We start from the raw sequence: 13,988 nt of genomic DNA, 5'->3' as shown, positions 1-13,988 counted from the left end.
CCGCATGGGCGATAATCACATTCATAAGGCGTGTTTCTGTTGGCCGGCCCAGGGCGCCAGCATAAAGCTGAACGCCAGGCCCAGGCTGACCGATAGGCCGAAATTACTCACCGCCGGTGTACTCGACACCGCCAGCAGACCAAACGATAGCCATGTCGTCAGCGCCGCCAGCAGTGTACCCAGCAGGCTGACCGCCGCGCCGCCGATCTGTTCGCGCATCAGGATCGCGTAGTCGACACTGATCGCCGTGACCAGCAGCAGGCCGAACAGGCTGAACAGCGTCAGCGGCTGGCCCAGCCAACCGAGGCTGGCCAGGCTGCACAGCGCGGCCAGCAGCGGCAGTGCGACGATGCGCAAGGCACCGCCGACACCAAACGGCATGATGAGCAGCAGGACGATCAACCCGCACGACAGCAGCTTCAATTCGGCGGCGCTGATCTGCGTGGCGGCGAACACCCGGTTCAGGTCACCCAGGCGATCCACCAGTTGCACGCCCGGCAGGTCCGCCGCCTGAGCGTGCAGCAACGCCGGGTTGTTCAAGCCTTGCAGGCTGACCATCGCCGCCACGCCGCCGTCCACCGGCCCCAGCCACAGTGTGCGCCAGGGTTCGGCCAGCGGGCCCGCCAGTGCGGCGTCGATGTCTTCGGTGGGCAGCGCCTGCAGTTGTGCGATTTCCGCCTGCAGGGCACTGGCGGGCACGCCGAGGTCCAGCAGCGGCTGCCAATGCTGGGGCAGGCGGTTCAATGCGTCGCGCACCTGCTGTTGCTCGGCGGGGCGGCTGACCAATTGGTTGAGTGCCAGGTAGCCCTGTAGTTTGCCCGTGTTCACCAATTGATCCAGACGCTGGCCCAGGGTGTCCAGGCGCTCCAGCAACTGGGGCTGGTCCGGCGCGCGCACCAGAAAGAACTGGCTGGTGGGCTGGAACCCGGTGATGCGCGCCACGGCCTGGGCCTCCTGTAGCAACTGCGGCGGCGCGCCGATCCATTGGCGAATGTCGTTCTTGGTATTCAACTGCCACAGGCCGCCGGCGCAGAACAGCAGCACCAACGCCAGCAACACCGCACTGGGCACGCGCTTGAGCAACGCGGCGCGCAGCTGCCATAGGCGTTCGGCGATGCGCAACGGCCAGTGCGCCGGGCGCAGTTCGACGCCGTTGAGCAGCGCCGGCAACAGGCACACCGCCGACAGGTACGCCCCCACCAGCCCGGCGGCGGAGAACACAGCGATCTGGGTCAGTGCCGGGAACGGCGTCCAGGCCAGCGCCAGGTAGCCGATGCAACTGGTCGCCAGGCTCAGGCTCAGCCCCGGTAACGTCAGGCGCAGCGCCGGCCAGCTGCGCCACGGTTGCAGGCTCCAACTCTTGGACAAGTAGTGCAGCGGGTAATCCACCGCCACGCCGATCAAGCTCGAGCCCAGCACCAGCGTCATCACATGCATATGGCCGAACAGCGCCACACAGGCCACCGCGCCGAACAGCATGCCCACCAGTACCGGCACGAACGCCAGCAGCACGCGCCAGCGCCGGAACGCCAGCAACAGCAGCAACAGAATGCCTACGGTCGCGCCGCCGCCAACCCAGGTGATTTCGCGAGTGGCCTGTTGCTGACCGTTGGCGGCGTACAGCAGGCCGCTGGCGGCCAGCAATTGCGCGCCCTGTGCGTCGGCCTCGGCGCGGCTGGCCTGGAGCAGGTCCGCCACGCGCAGTGGCAGGTGCATATCGAAGGCGTTGCCGGTGGTGCGCGCGCGCAGCAGCACCCAGCTCTTGCCGTCGGCATCGGCAATCAGTGCACCGCTGCCGATATCCAACTGCACCGCGCCACGTTGCGGTTGGCTGTTCTGGATGCGCCCCGTCAGGCCCAGCCAATCCTCCTGGCTGGGCACCAGGCTGAAGCCGGTGAAGGGGTCGAACAGCGCTTGCACACGCTGCTGGATGAAAGCGTCGGGATGCTCGATCAGTTGCGCGCGGTCCTTGGCCGACAGCATCGCCAGACGTCCGCGCAGCAGTTGCTCGCGCAGCGCCGGTAGATCGGCCTGCAGGTTCCACTGCACCTTTTCGAACAGGCCGCTGGCCTGCCAGCGTTCGCCCAATTGCCGGGCCACGGCCACCGCCTGCTGGCGGTCGGTGTGCCCCACCAGTACCAGCATCTCGCGGTTCAGCGGCTCCTGCATGCGCTGCTCGGCCTGCTGCTCCAGAGCATTCGGCGTGCTGCCGGGCACCAGCTCCATCAGGTTGGCCGACAGTGGCGCGCCGTGGCGCCACTGCCAGCCGGCCAGGGCCAGCACGGCCACCAGCAGGATCAGGAACAGGCGCGGCAGCTGGCGCTCACTGGGCAAAATCGTGTTGCTCCGCATCGCTCAAAGGTTGATCGGCGGTGCTGTCCTGCATACGCAATACGGTGCTGTCGCCCTGGGTTTCCAGCAGTTCGATGGTTTGCACCAGCGCGCCACCCTCGATGTTGATCCGGGTGAACACTTGCTTGAGCAGCAGCGAGCGCGGGATCAGCGTGAGCTTCCACTGCGTGGCCTCGCCTTGCAGTTGCAGCTCGAAGTCACGTTGCAAGCCACTGCTGTCGCCTTGCAGCACGGCGAGGAACAAACGATTCTGCTCGGCGCCGGCGCTCTTGTTCGGCAGCAACTGCCAGCCATTGGCATCACGGCGGGCGATGCCTTGGGCGCTGATGCGGTAATCCTGTTGCAACGGCGTCTTGAGCAGCCATAGCAAGCCGTGGTCCTTGGCCAGGACGAAGGTGCCTTTGCTGACCAACGGCTGCGGCAGGGCGCGCAGGTGTTTTTCCTGGGTGAAGCTGCCGTGGATCACCGAGGGTTTGGCCAACTGGTCGCTGAGTTGCTGCAGGTCGAAGGCCTGGGCTTGAAGCGACAGCAGCAATGCGCCGAGGAAGGTGATCAGTTTCATGACAAGGCCCTGTCGACGGCGTCGGTGAAGACTTTGGGGGACGCCAGCTGCATCTCGCGAGTGGCGATTTCTACCGCCACCTGCACGGTGCTGGCGCGGGTCAGGCGCTCGCCGCTGGCCCGGTCGGTAATCAGGTAGTTGACCTTCAAGCGGTTCTCCCATTCCACCAGGCTGGCGCGCACATTGAGGGTCTGGCCGAACACCGCCCCCCGCACATAGCGCAGTTGCATGTCGATGACCGGCCAGGCATAGCCCGAGTCGAGCATGTGCGTGTAGTTGTGGCCGATCTTGTCCAGCAGCGCGCAGCGCGCCACTTCCAGGTATTTCACGTAGTGCCCGTGCCATACCACATGCATGGTGTCGACATCGAAAAACGGCACGAGGATCTCGGTGTCGCAGTGCAACACGCCTTGACTACGCATGCAGCCTCCAATGTTGTTCGGCGATGCGTTGCAGACACAGGCGCAGCTCGCCTTCCAGGGCGCGGTCTTCGATCACCGGTGGGAAGTCTTGGGTCAGTTCTGCGTGCATGGCCGCCAGCGCCGGTGGCAGCGGGCGCGCGTCGTCGGCCTGGGCGCGCAGCCACACGCCCTGGTTGGCGGCCAGCAGCGTGGCGGCGGCGACCTGTTCGGTCAGCTCCAGCACGCGGATCGCATCGCGGGCGGCGATGGTGCCCATGCTGACTTTGTCCTGGTTGTGGCATTCGGTGGAGCGCGAGAACACGCTGGCCGGCATGGTGTTTTTCAGCGCTTCGGCGGTCCAGGCGCTGGTGCCGATCTGCACCGCCTTGAAGCCGTGGTTGATCATCGCGCGGTCGGCCGGCGCGCCGGACAGGTTGCTCGGCAGGCCGTGGTTGTAGCGCACATCCACCAGCAGGGCCAGTTGTCGGTCGAGCAGGTCGGCGACGTTGGCCACCAGGGTCTTGAGGCTGTCCATGGCGAAGGCGATATGCCCGCCGTAAAAATGCCCACCGTGCAGTACGCGTTCTTCCTCGGCGTCGATGATCGGGTTGTCGTTGGCGCTGTTCAGCTCGATTTCGATAAACGAACGCAGCCAATTCAGGCTGTCGGCCAGCACGCCGAGCACATGGGGAGCGCAGCGCAGCGAATAGCGATCCTGCAAGCGGTGCAGCGGCGCGGTGGGTGCATCAATCGCCAAGTCCTTGCGCAGCCAGGCGGCGACTTGCATCTGCCCCGGGTGCGGCTTGGCGGCGAACAGGCGCTCGTCGAAGTGTTCGGGGTTGCCTTGCAGCGCCACCACGTTCAGCGCGGTGATACGCGTGGCCAGTTGCAGCAGATAGTCGGCGCGGGCAAACGCCAGGCAGGCCAGGCCGGTCATTACGGCGGTGCCGTTCATCAAGGCCAGGGCTTCCTTGGGGCGCAGCACCAGCGGTTGCCAACCCAGTTCGCGATGCACATCGGCGGCCGCGCGGCGTTCGCCACGGAACAGCACCTCACGTTCGCCGGACAGCGTCGCCGCCACATAGGACAGCGGCGTAAGGTCGCCGCTGGCGCCCACCGAACCTTCCTGCGGGATCAGCGGCAGCACGTCGTGTTCCAGAAACGCTTGCAGACGCTCCAGTAACTCAACGCGTACCCCGGACACGCCGTGGCACAGCGACTGCAAGCGCGCGGCCAGCACGGCGCGGGTGGCCTGGGCGTCGAGTAACTGCCCCAGGCCGCAGCCGTGGAAGGTATACAGATGACGGGGCAGGGCTTCGACGTGCTGCAACGGCACCGCCACCACGCACGAGTCGCCGTAGCCGGTGGTCACGCCGTAGATCACGCCTTCCTTGTCCAGCAGCGAGTCGAGGAACTGCGCGCCCTTGGCGATGCGCTGGCGATAGGCCGCGTCGCTTTGCAGCTGGGTAGGTACCTGACGGTTGGCCAGGGCCAGCACGTCTTCGATGCGCAGGGGGCGTTCGCCAAAGGTTACCGGCTCAAGATGCGTCGTCATCGGTCTTCCAGAAAGGGTAAAAGTTGAACCATTGTTGGGGCGCTTCCAGGCAGAAATCGGCCAGGCGCGCGGCGTAGCGTGAGGTCCACTGGGCGATGACCTGCTCGCGGGTGCTGCGTTTCCATTCGATCGATGGCGCGAACGGTTCGATGGTCAGGCGATAACGGCCATTGTGCTTGAGGCACATCAGCAGGTTCACCGGGCAGTTGAGCAGGCCGGCCAAGAGCCAAGGGCCCTGGGGAAATGCGGCGGCGTGCCCGAGGAAATCCACGCGCACCGTGCGCCCGCCGTGCAGCGGCACGCGGTCGCCGGCAATCGCCAGCCATTCGCCTTCGTCCAGGCGCTGGCTGAGCAACAGCATGGTCGCCGGGTCCAGCTCGCTGACCTGAATCAGGCGCAAATGGGTCGCGCCGGCTTCGCCCAGCAGACGGTTGAAGCGTTCGGCGTGCTTGGTGTGCACCAGCACGTTCATGGTCACCTGTTCGCCGATTTCCGCCAGGGCGCGGCACACTTCCAGATTGCCCAGGTGTGCCCCCACCAGCATCTGCCCGCGCTCGCCGCGCAATTGCCCGCGTAGTTTGGCCGGGTCGTCGATGTCGATCTGTTCGATGCGCAGCTTGCCGTTCCACACATCGAGCTTGTCGAGCAGAGCGTCGGCGAAGGCCATGAACTGGCCGAAGACTTTTCTATGGGAGGGGCGCAGTTCATCGCGCCCGCTCCACTCGGCCAGGCGCTGCTGGTACTGCCAGGCGCTCTGGCGCGCGGTGCGGCCGAACACGAAGAAGTACAACACGATGCCGTACAGCACCGGGCTCAGCAGGCGCCGGCCCAGCACTTTGGCGGCGAACGCGGTGAGTTTCATCAGCCAATAGCTGCCGCGTTCTTCGCGGTCGGCCCAGTGCTTGGTACTGTCGCTCATGCCTGCCACCGTCGCCACAGGATCATCGGCGCCCGCACCAGCATGCCGAAGAACAGCCGCGCATGCATGGCGCTGATGCGCACGTTGTCGCGCAACAGGCGAAAGTGCGACAGGCCGTCGGCCGGGTAGTGCACCTGCGTCGGCAGCCAGCGCATGGGCTGGTTGCGCCAGGCCAGACGCACCAGGATGTCGGAATCAAAATCCATGTGCGTGCCGATGTAGGCCGAATCCATCAGGGCCAACACCGGCGCCAGCGGGTACACGCGAAAGCCGCACATCGAGTCGCGGATCTGCAGCGACAGGGTATTGATCCATACCCATACGTGGGTCAGGTAACGCGCGTACAGCCGGCCTTTGGGCACGCTTTCGTCGTATTCGGGGTAGCCGCAGATCAGCGCGTCGGGCTGGCGGCGAGAGGCGTCGATAAAGGTCTCGACTTCGCGCAGGTCGTGTTGGCCGTCGGCATCGACCTGCAAGGCATGACTGAAGCCCAGGCGCGCCGCTTCGCGAAAGCCCGCCATCACCGCGCCGCCTTTGCCCTGGTTGGTCGGCAGGGTCAGCAGGGTGACATTCTCCATCCGCGCCAGTTGCGCCAGCACCGCTGCGCAGGCCGGGCTGCTGCCATCGTCCACCAACAGGCACGGCAGGCCGCTGTTCAACAGGCTATGGACCACGGCGGGCACGGCGGCTTCGTGGTTATAGACCGGGATCAGCGCGCAGGGGTTATGCATGGGCAGGTTCCAGCAGAATGCGGCCACTGGAGCACGCGGCGACGTCGTTGCGATAGGCGAAATACAATTTGCCGCGCTCTGTGTCGAAACGCAGGTGCAGTTCGATCTGGTCGCCGGGACGTACCAGTTGCTGGAACTTGAGCACTTCCATGCCGGCAAAGGTCGGCGGCAGGTCGAGCAGTTGTCGGCCGAGGTTGAACGCCCATTCCACTTGCACCACCCCCGGCAGAACCGGTGTGACCGGAAAGTGCCCGCTGAAATACGCCAGGTCCGGCGGTACGCTCAATTGCAGCGTCCATTCGCCGTCGATTTCAACCTGTTCCAACACCTGCGGTGCCTTCGGCCGTGGCGCCATGAGCAGCGCCGCCACGTCGGCCTGGGGCAGTTTGCCTTGGGCGTTGAGTGGCAGTTGGCTCAGCAGGCGCCAGCGGCGCGGCAGGGCCAGGGCTTCGCAATGTTGGCTCAAGTGCTGGCGCAGGGTCTGGGTGACGCTGCGCCGCCCCTGATTGCGCAGGGCGTGCACACCGGCGGCGCTTAACACCACGAGGGCGCCGAGGGACGCGCGGTTTTCCTCGACCACGCCCAACCGTGTTTCGGCCACCCACGGGTGGGCCATCAACGCCTGTTCGAGCATGGGCAGGGAGATGCGTTTTTCTTCCAGTTTGACGATGCGATCCAGACGCCCCAGCAGCTCGAAGCGGCCATCGGCATGCAGGCGCGCGGCGTCGGCGGTCTGTTCGATATGCCCGGCCGGCAGGTACGGCGAAGCGATGCGCAGGGCGCCGTCGGCGTCCTGGCTCAGGTGCACATCGGCAAACGGCTGCCAGGGTTGATTGCCCTGGCGCCAGGCAATGCCGCCGGTTTCCGAGCTGCCGAGGATTTCCGTCGGCCATTGCTGCAGGCGTTCATACAGACTGCCGGCGGCTTCCATCGGCAACGCGCCGCCGGAGGAGAACACGCGCGCTACCTGGCTCAGCGCCGGCCAATCAAGGTTGTCGCCCATGCGCTTGAGCAACGCCGGGCTGGCCACCCAGGCAAACCGTGTGTGTTCGCGGCTGGCGCGCTGTAAATCTTCGGGGAAGGCCAGTTGCTGACGCACAAACGTGCGACCGGCACACAGCGGCCACAGCACACGGAACAGCAAGCCGTAGATATGCTGCGTGGCGACACTGCCGATGATGCAGGCACCGTCGAGGTCGGCGCCCCATAGGGTTTCCAGGGCCTGCACTTCGTTGGCCAACTGGCGCAGGGTCTTGTCGATGCGTTTGGGTTCGCCGCTGGAGCCGGAGGTGCACAGGCTCAGTTGGCAGGTGTCCAGGTCCAGCGCGGCCGGGTTCAGGGGCGACTGATACACGGCGTCAAGGTCAGCGGCCTCGGTCAGCCAGGCATCCACGCATTCGTCCCAGCGTTGACGGGTCTGGGGTTGCAGGTCGGCGGGCAGCAGCACGCTGACCCCGGCACGCCAGGCGCCCAGCAGGGCGATCGCCAGCAGGCCGGCATCTTCCAGGTGTACGGCCAGGCGCTGGATGCCACGGCGTTGCAGCCCGGCGGCCAGGCACAGGGCCTGGTCGCGCAGTTGGGCGTGATTCAGGTTGGCGCACACCGAACGCTGCGCCACCGGCTCAAGCAACAGATGCTCAAGGTTCAACCAATTCATATGCGGCCCCGCACCCTTTGTCGTACCAGCCATTCCACGGCAAACAGCAGCCCCATCAGCCCGTAGGCGATCAGGCCGTTGTACAACGTCCACCAGCTCAGCGGTGCCCACAAGGTGAGGGCGGCCGCGAGCAGGCCATTAACCAAGAAAAAGACACTCCAGACCACGGTGACCTGGCGCGTGTACACGATGGCTTCGGGTGGCAGCTCCGGTTCCGTCATGCGCGCCAGGCGTTCAACCATCGGCGGGCCGTATTTCAGGCTCAAGCCGAACAGCGTGAGCATGAACGCGCTGACCAGGCTCGGGTACCAGCGCAGCAGCTGCGGGTTGTCGAACCAGGCCAGCAGCAGGCAGAACACGCTCACCGCCACCGCCATCCAGCGGCTGCCGGGTCTGCGCGCGGCGGTGAGCGCCCGCAACAGCCACAGGCCGCCCAGCAGCAGGCCGAATTGCCACGGCGCAAAATGCTCGGTGCCGTAATACACCGCGAAGGGGTACAACAGCCCCGCCAGCAACAGGCCAAGGCCGATCAGCCGGCTCATGCGGCCGGTTGGACCAGACGGTACACCGCCTCAACCACATCGTTCACAGTGCGCACGGCCTTGAATTCCTCGGCGGCGATCTTCTTGCCGGTCTGGCGCTTGATATGGTCGATCAGGTCCACCGCATCGATGCTGTCGATTTCCAGGTCCTGATACAGGTTAGCGTCGAGGGTGACGCGCTCCGGGGGCAGTTCAAACAGTTCCACCAAGGCATCGCGCAGGGTGTTGAAAATATCGTCACGAGTTTGCATGGTCCGGTCTCAAGCTGCCTGTCTGGCCGTGACGAACGCCGCAAGGCTGGCCACGTTGGTGAAGTGATTGCGGGTGTCCTTGGCGTCGGCATCGATCTTGATACCGTACGTTTTCTGGATCGCCAGGCCCAGTTCCAGGGCGTCTACCGAATCCAGGCCCAGGCCTTCGCCGAACAGGGTTTGATCGCTGCCGATGTCGTCGGCGCTGATGTCTTCCAGGCCCAGGGCCTCGATGATCAGCATCTTTATGTCGTGCTCAAGGCTACGTTGGTCGCTCATCTTCGGCGAGCTCCTTAGTGAAATAGTGATGCAGGTAATCGTTGAGCTTGCGTGAAGCCTGGGGCGCGGGCCCCAGAGTTGCGAACGCCTGTGGTTCTATATCGGCCCCGACCCGCAAACTGAAGTGCACGCGGCGTTTGGGGATGCGATACCAGGGTTCGGCCTTGGTCAGGGTGCTGGGGCTGACTTTGATCACGACGGGGGTGATGATTGTCGCACCTCGCAGGGCAATGGCGGCGCCCCCGCGATGAAAGGCCGGCGCAGCGCCGGGCGTGGTGCGGGTGCCTTCGGGGAAGATGATCAGGGTTTGCCCGCTTTGCAGGGCGCCGGCGGCGGCGTCGAGCATCTCGGCGCTGCCGTCGTTGCTGATATATCCGGCGTCGCGTACCGGCCCGCGGGTAAAGGGGTTCTGCCACAGGCTCTGCTTGACCACACAATTGGCCTGGCGTACCAGGCCGATCAGGAACACCACATCGATCAGCGAAGGGTGATTGGCAATGATCATCTGGCCGGGGCGACCAAGTTTTTCGGCGCCTTCGACGCTGTAGGTCAGCACGCCGGCGCGTTGCATCAGACCAATGAAGAACCAGAACAGCCAACTGATCATGTGCCGCGCACGACCTCGATGCCGGGCCGCGCTGCCCGGCAGGCAATTGAGCAGGGGAAACACCAGCAGGCGCAGGCACAGCCCGCCGACACCGAACAGCGCAAAACTGGCGGCCGTGGCGCACAGGCGCCAGTAGTAGGCGTCCCTTGGCTTGTCGGTCATGGCGTGCGTTGCCAATTCCATACGCGGTTCTTCCAGGCATGTTGGCACGCGCCCTGGTCGGTGAGCAGGGTGCGCAGCAGGTTCAGGGCGTGGGGCCACTGGGTTTGAGTGGCTTGGACAGTGCCGGTGGTGAGTTCCAGTTGCCACTCGTCGCCTGGGGTGAGCAGCAGGCCAAGCGCGTAGGGGAAGGGCACGTCATGGATCCAGCTGGCATAGGCGGCGGGCGGCTGCTCTTCGGTGATCACCAGCAACACCGCCGGTGCGCCTTCATTGAGCAACGCGGCGGCTTCGAGCAGGCCGTGTTCCAGGCCGTCGCCGGCGGCGGCGAGGGCGGTCATTTCGCTGGTTTCATTGCGCAGGATCGACCACAGGCCGATCACTGCGTTGTGCACCGACAGGCTGAACTGGGTCGGCGACAATGGCTGTTCGTGGGCCAGGTCGCTGAGGATGTCGAGGGTGCGCGGGGTTTCGCCGTGACGCGACACAAATACCAGCGGCAGGTCCTGCAGGCCCTCGGCCAGCGGCCAACCCACACTGAAAGCCATGCGCGCCAGGCGGCTCAGGCGTCGGCGTTGAATGGCTGGCAGAAATGACACGTCGGGAGAGGCTTCGCTTTCGGGCAGCAACACCGGGGCCTTGCACCAGGCGTGCCAGTCGTCCGCACTCTCCAGGCCAGGAGCCCAGGCGCGCCATTGGGCGATGTTGAAGTTGATCACTGAGAAGTTATCCCGCCCCTGCGGGCTTCCATGTGCGGCATTTGGCCCCGAATACCGGGACAGGGAGCAAGCGCCGAATGGCGCGCATTATCCGGGTGCCGTGGGGTTCTAGCAAACATTGGTAAAAAAATGTTCAAGGTCGATTACAAAATCACGGGAAAGATTGACAGATTGTCCGTTACCCAAGCGCTGGTTGGATTGTCAGACCGTTCCGAATCATTCGTGTGTGTCATACGACTGCGTTCTGTCGATGCAGCACTGCATGGATGAACGAGGTAGCTAACAGGCGCTTTTGCCCTCTACACTCGGACATTCATTGATACACGGAGGTTTTTCCATGCGGCGTGTGGTGTTCAATCAGAAAGGCGGCGTGGGTAAATCCAGCATCGCCTGCAACCTGGCGGCGGTCAGCGCCAGCGAAGGCTATCGAACCCTGTTGGTGGACCTGGATGCACAAGCCAATTCAACCCAGTACCTCACCGGCTTGACCGGCGACGACATTCCCATGGGAATCGCCGATTTTTTCAAGCAGACCCTGTCTTCCGGGCCGTTTTCCAAGAAGAACAAGGTGGATATCTACGAAACGCCGTTCGACAACCTTCACGTGATCACCGCCACCGCCGAACTGGCAGACCTGCAACCTAAACTCGAAGCCAAGCACAAGATCAACAAGCTGCGAAAGCTGCTGGATGAACTGGGCGAAGATTACGACCGGATTTACCTGGATACACCCCCGGCATTGAATTTTTATGCGGTTTCGGCGCTGATTGCCGCTGATCGCGTGTTGATCCCCTTCGACTGTGACAGCTTCTCGCGCCAGGCCCTGTATGGCCTGCTGGCGGAAATCGAAGAGTTGAAGGAAGACCACAACGAAGGGCTGGAAGTGGAAGGCATCGTGGTCAACCAGTTCCAGGCCCGCGCCAGCCTGCCGCAGCAGATGCTCGACGAGTTGATCGCCGAAGGCCTGCCGGTGCTGCCCGTGTACCTGGCCAGCTCCGTGCGCATGCGCGAATCGCACCAGGAAAGCCGGCCGCTGATCCACCTTGACCCACGGCACAAGCTGACCCAGCAATTTGTGGAGCTGCATAACCTGCTGGAAGGCACCTGAGCTCAAGCGCCACACAGATCCAAGGCGGGAGGGGCTTGCCCCGATAGCGTATTGCCAGCTAACTCATTTGGAGCTGACCCTCCGCATCGGGGGCAAGCCCCCTCCCACAGTGTCCAGCATTGTGTCGGTCCGGTTATATCCCCTGGCTACGCAACCAGCTGATTAATTGCGGCAGCGGGAACGCCCCGCTCTGGCGCGCCACTTCACGGCCGTTTTTGAACAGAATCAGACTGGGTATCGACCTAATCCCCAGTTGTGCCGACAACGGCTGGTTGGCTTCGCTGTCCAGCTTGGCCAGCCGGCACTTGCCTTCCAGCTGCCCGGCCGCCTGCTCAAACACCGGCGCAAACGACTTGCACGGCCCGCACCAGTCGGCCCACACATCCACCAATAGTGGCAGATCGCCCTTGATCTGACTGGCGTAGTCGCCTTGCATCAACTCGAAAGGCTTGCTCAGTAGCACCGCTTGCTTGCAGCGCCCGCACTTGGGCGCATCACCCAGACGTTCGCCGGGGATGCGGTTGAGGCCGTTGCAATGGGGGCAAGGGATGACGAGAGGTTCGGACATGGTGGGCTCCTGGGATGGCCAATGGATTTTATTTGGCGCCGCCGCCGGTGTTTATCAAGGTAGCCAGCATGCGTCGACCTCTCGATTTCACGACGAACAACTGATCTCCAGATGCTTACCCCAATCCGGCGGCCGTTGCGCGTACTGTTCCATGCCGGGCTGCTCCTCAAACGGCTTGGAAAGCACCTCGTGCAGCCGCCGTACTTCGCTGTAGTCACCTGACTCGGCGGCGGTAATGGCGTTTTGCGCCAGGTAATTGCGCAGGATGTACAGCGGGTTTACCGCGTGCATCCGTCCACGACGCTGTTCTTCGCTGTAGTCCCCGTCCCGCGCTACACGGGCTTTATACAGTTCCGCCCAGGCATCGAACCCGGCCATGTCGACAAAATCATCGCGCAGCTTGGCCACCGCCAGCGCTGCCGATTCATCCCCCAGGCGGCGCCAGAACAGTGTGTAATCCACGCCGCTGTTCTGCATCAGCTTGAGCAACCGCTCGACCAGCTTCTGGTCGTCGTCCTCGGCGGTGGTCAGCCCCAATCGGCGGCGCATCAGGTCCAGGAAGTGGGCCTGGTAGTACGGCAGGTACAGGCCAAGCGCTTCCTTCAAGGCGTCCACGCTGATAAACGGCGTGAGCGCCTGGGCCAGCGCGCTGAGGTTCCACTGGCCAATCGGCACTTGGTTGCTGAAGGAATAGCGCCCTTCATGATCGGAATGGTTGCAGATGAAATGCGCGTCAAAATCATCCAGAAACGCAAACGGCCCGTAATCGAAAGTGATGCCCAGGATCGACATGTTGTCAGTGTTCATCACACCGTGGCAGAAACCATAGGCCTGCCATTTGGCGATCAGCTCGGCAGTGCGTTCGACGATTTCGCGGAACATCGCCAGGTACGGCTCGGGCTGTTCGCGGCATTCGGGGTAGTGCAGGTTCAACACGTGTTCGGCCAGTTGCGCCTGCTGCTCGGGCTGCTTGGTGTAATAAAAATATTCGAAATGCCCGAAGCGGATGTGGCTGGGCGCAAGGCGCAGGACCATTGCGCCGCGCTCTTGCTTCTCGCGCCATACCGGCGTGTCGGAGCCGATCACGCACAGCGCGCGGCTGGTGGGAATGCCCAGGGCGTGCAGCGCTTCGGACGCCAGGAACTCGCGAATCGACGAGCGCAGGACCGCGCGGCCATCCCCCATGCGCGAGTAGGGTGTCATCCCCGCGCCCTTGAGGTGCAGGTCCCAGTGTTCGCCGGCTTCGTTGTACACCTCGCCCAACAGCAACCCACGGCCGTCGCCGAGTTGCGGCGTGTAGCCGCCGAACTGGTGCCCGGAATACACCATCGCCCGCGGTTCGGCTTCGGCCCACAGCTTGTGGCCACCGAACAGTTCGGCAAACACCGGCGTTGCCGCCACCGCCGGGTCGAGATCGAGCAGGGCCATGGCCGCATTGCTTGCCACCACCAGGCGTGGCTCGTCGAGGGGCTCGGGCAGAACGTGGGTTGAGAACGCGTCGCCCAAACGGGCGAAGCGGTTGTCGAAGGTCAGTTCATCGAGGGCTTTCACCGGCCATCTCCAGCAGAATGCCCCCGC

General features: G+C 64.1%; 15 protein-coding genes. 1 reads left to right on the top strand and 14 read right to left on the bottom strand.

Translation table 11 applies throughout. From position 1 onward, the window contains the following. Window positions 1-21: 21 nt before the first annotated feature. The 12 genes from QRN10_RS00600 to QRN10_RS00545 are packed head-to-tail and all read right to left on the bottom strand — an operon-like array spanning window position 22 to window position 10,734. Entirely contained in the window at window positions 22-2,352 is a 2,331-nt protein-coding gene (locus QRN10_RS00600) for an MMPL family transporter (RefSeq protein ID WP_181080366.1), read from the bottom strand. Beyond that, window positions 2,324-2,914: an outer membrane lipoprotein carrier protein LolA gene (locus QRN10_RS00595; protein ID WP_181080367.1), complete on the bottom strand. Its 591-nt coding sequence runs from the start codon at window positions 2,912-2,914 to the stop codon at window positions 2,324-2,326. Before QRN10_RS00595 ends, QRN10_RS00600 begins: the two co-directional genes overlap by 29 nt. After that, window positions 2,911-3,336 (bottom strand): acyl-CoA thioesterase, encoded by a 426-nt coding sequence (locus QRN10_RS00590; RefSeq protein WP_034095527.1) that lies wholly within the window; start codon window positions 3,334-3,336, stop codon window positions 2,911-2,913. The genes QRN10_RS00595 and QRN10_RS00590 overlap by 4 nt, the downstream gene beginning before the upstream one ends. Next, window positions 3,329-4,870 carry an HAL/PAL/TAL family ammonia-lyase gene (locus QRN10_RS00585; protein WP_181080369.1) on the bottom strand — a complete coding sequence of 514 codons (1,542 nt, stop codon included), beginning with the start codon at window positions 4,868-4,870 and terminating at the stop codon, window positions 3,329-3,331. Before QRN10_RS00585 ends, QRN10_RS00590 begins: the two co-directional genes overlap by 8 nt. After that, a complete protein-coding gene (locus QRN10_RS00580; RefSeq protein WP_034095529.1) occupies window positions 4,854-5,789 on the bottom strand; it encodes a lysophospholipid acyltransferase family protein in 936 nt (311 codons plus the stop codon). The genes QRN10_RS00585 and QRN10_RS00580 overlap by 17 nt, the downstream gene beginning before the upstream one ends. Continuing rightward, on the bottom strand, window positions 5,786-6,520 hold the full coding sequence (locus tag QRN10_RS00575) for a glycosyltransferase family 2 protein (protein WP_285427686.1): 735 nt from the start codon (window positions 6,518-6,520) through the stop codon (window positions 5,786-5,788). Before QRN10_RS00575 ends, QRN10_RS00580 begins: the two co-directional genes overlap by 4 nt. Next, window positions 6,513-8,177 carry an acyl-CoA synthetase family protein gene (locus QRN10_RS00570; RefSeq protein WP_181080371.1) on the bottom strand — a complete coding sequence of 555 codons (1,665 nt, stop codon included), beginning with the start codon at window positions 8,175-8,177 and terminating at the stop codon, window positions 6,513-6,515. The genes QRN10_RS00575 and QRN10_RS00570 overlap by 8 nt, the downstream gene beginning before the upstream one ends. Then, entirely contained in the window at window positions 8,174-8,719 is a 546-nt protein-coding gene (locus QRN10_RS00565) for a COG4648 family protein (protein ID WP_285427685.1), read from the bottom strand. The genes QRN10_RS00570 and QRN10_RS00565 overlap by 4 nt, the downstream gene beginning before the upstream one ends. Further along, window positions 8,716-8,970 (bottom strand): acyl carrier protein, encoded by a 255-nt coding sequence (locus QRN10_RS00560; RefSeq protein WP_003187949.1) that lies wholly within the window; start codon window positions 8,968-8,970, stop codon window positions 8,716-8,718. Before QRN10_RS00560 ends, QRN10_RS00565 begins: the two co-directional genes overlap by 4 nt. A 9-nt stretch (window positions 8,971-8,979) precedes the next feature. Continuing rightward, window positions 8,980-9,249: a phosphopantetheine-binding protein gene (locus QRN10_RS00555; RefSeq protein WP_253510088.1), complete on the bottom strand. Its 270-nt coding sequence runs from the start codon at window positions 9,247-9,249 to the stop codon at window positions 8,980-8,982. Beyond that, the gene (locus tag QRN10_RS00550; protein ID WP_266245583.1) at window positions 9,233-10,039 is read right to left on the bottom strand and encodes a lysophospholipid acyltransferase family protein; all 807 of its coding nucleotides are present in this window, start codon (window positions 10,037-10,039) and stop codon (window positions 9,233-9,235) included. Before QRN10_RS00550 ends, QRN10_RS00555 begins: the two co-directional genes overlap by 17 nt. Further along, window positions 10,015-10,734, bottom strand: a complete 720-nt coding sequence (locus QRN10_RS00545; RefSeq protein WP_253510092.1) for a beta-ketoacyl synthase chain length factor — start codon at window positions 10,732-10,734, stop codon at window positions 10,015-10,017. The genes QRN10_RS00550 and QRN10_RS00545 overlap by 25 nt, the downstream gene beginning before the upstream one ends. Window positions 10,735-11,071: 337 nt before the next feature. Between QRN10_RS00545 and QRN10_RS00540 the strand changes: the two genes are divergently transcribed. Further along, entirely contained in the window at window positions 11,072-11,842 is a 771-nt protein-coding gene (locus QRN10_RS00540) for a ParA family protein (protein WP_181080377.1), read from the top strand. A 133-nt stretch (window positions 11,843-11,975) separates the two neighbouring features. Here QRN10_RS00540 and trxC read toward each other — a convergent pair whose 3' ends face one another. After that, window positions 11,976-12,410, bottom strand: a complete 435-nt coding sequence (gene trxC / locus QRN10_RS00535; RefSeq protein WP_285427684.1) for a thioredoxin TrxC — start codon at window positions 12,408-12,410, stop codon at window positions 11,976-11,978. 87 nt (window positions 12,411-12,497) lie between these two features. Continuing rightward, window positions 12,498-13,961, bottom strand: coding sequence for a protein adenylyltransferase SelO (gene selO / locus QRN10_RS00530; protein ID WP_285427683.1), 1,464 nt, complete (start codon window positions 13,959-13,961; stop codon window positions 12,498-12,500). Window positions 13,962-13,988: the final 27 nt, after the last annotated feature.

The sequence above is a fragment of the Pseudomonas sp. lyk4-R2A-8 genome (assembly GCF_030209095.1).
Classification (GTDB): domain Bacteria; phylum Pseudomonadota; class Gammaproteobacteria; order Pseudomonadales; family Pseudomonadaceae; genus Aquipseudomonas; species Aquipseudomonas quebecensis.
Note: the sequence above shows the minus strand (reverse complement) of the source record. Positions and strands in the feature narration are given on the sequence as shown.

Bases quoted from the DNA above. Each gene is read 5' to 3' on its own strand.
- QRN10_RS00590 (WP_034095527.1), bottom strand. From the start codon at position 3,336: ATGCGTAGTCAAGGCGTGTTGCACTGCGACACCGAGATCCTCGTGCCG.
- QRN10_RS00570 (WP_181080371.1), bottom strand. From the start codon at position 8,177: ATGAATTGGTTGAACCTTGAGCATCTGTTGCTTGAGCCGGTGGCGCAG.
- QRN10_RS00565 (WP_285427685.1), bottom strand. From the start codon at position 8,719: ATGAGCCGGCTGATCGGCCTTGGCCTGTTGCTGGCGGGGCTGTTGTAC.
- trxC (WP_285427684.1), bottom strand. From the start codon at position 12,410: ATGTCCGAACCTCTCGTCATCCCTTGCCCCCATTGCAACGGCCTCAAC.
- QRN10_RS00540 (WP_181080377.1), top strand. From the start codon at position 11,072: ATGCGGCGTGTGGTGTTCAATCAGAAAGGCGGCGTGGGTAAATCCAGC.
- QRN10_RS00585 (WP_181080369.1), bottom strand. From the start codon at position 4,870: ATGACGACGCATCTTGAGCCGGTAACCTTTGGCGAACGCCCCCTGCGC.
- QRN10_RS00560 (WP_003187949.1), bottom strand. From the start codon at position 8,970: ATGCAAACTCGTGACGATATTTTCAACACCCTGCGCGATGCCTTGGTG.
- QRN10_RS00555 (WP_253510088.1), bottom strand. From the start codon at position 9,249: ATGAGCGACCAACGTAGCCTTGAGCACGACATAAAGATGCTGATCATC.
- QRN10_RS00595 (WP_181080367.1), bottom strand. From the start codon at position 2,914: ATGAAACTGATCACCTTCCTCGGCGCATTGCTGCTGTCGCTTCAAGCC.
- QRN10_RS00580 (WP_034095529.1), bottom strand. From the start codon at position 5,789: ATGAGCGACAGTACCAAGCACTGGGCCGACCGCGAAGAACGCGGCAGC.
- QRN10_RS00600 (WP_181080366.1), bottom strand. From the start codon at position 2,352: ATGCGGAGCAACACGATTTTGCCCAGTGAGCGCCAGCTGCCGCGCCTG.
- QRN10_RS00550 (WP_266245583.1), bottom strand. From the start codon at position 10,039: ATGGAATTGGCAACGCACGCCATGACCGACAAGCCAAGGGACGCCTAC.
- QRN10_RS00575 (WP_285427686.1), bottom strand. From the start codon at position 6,520: ATGCATAACCCCTGCGCGCTGATCCCGGTCTATAACCACGAAGCCGCC.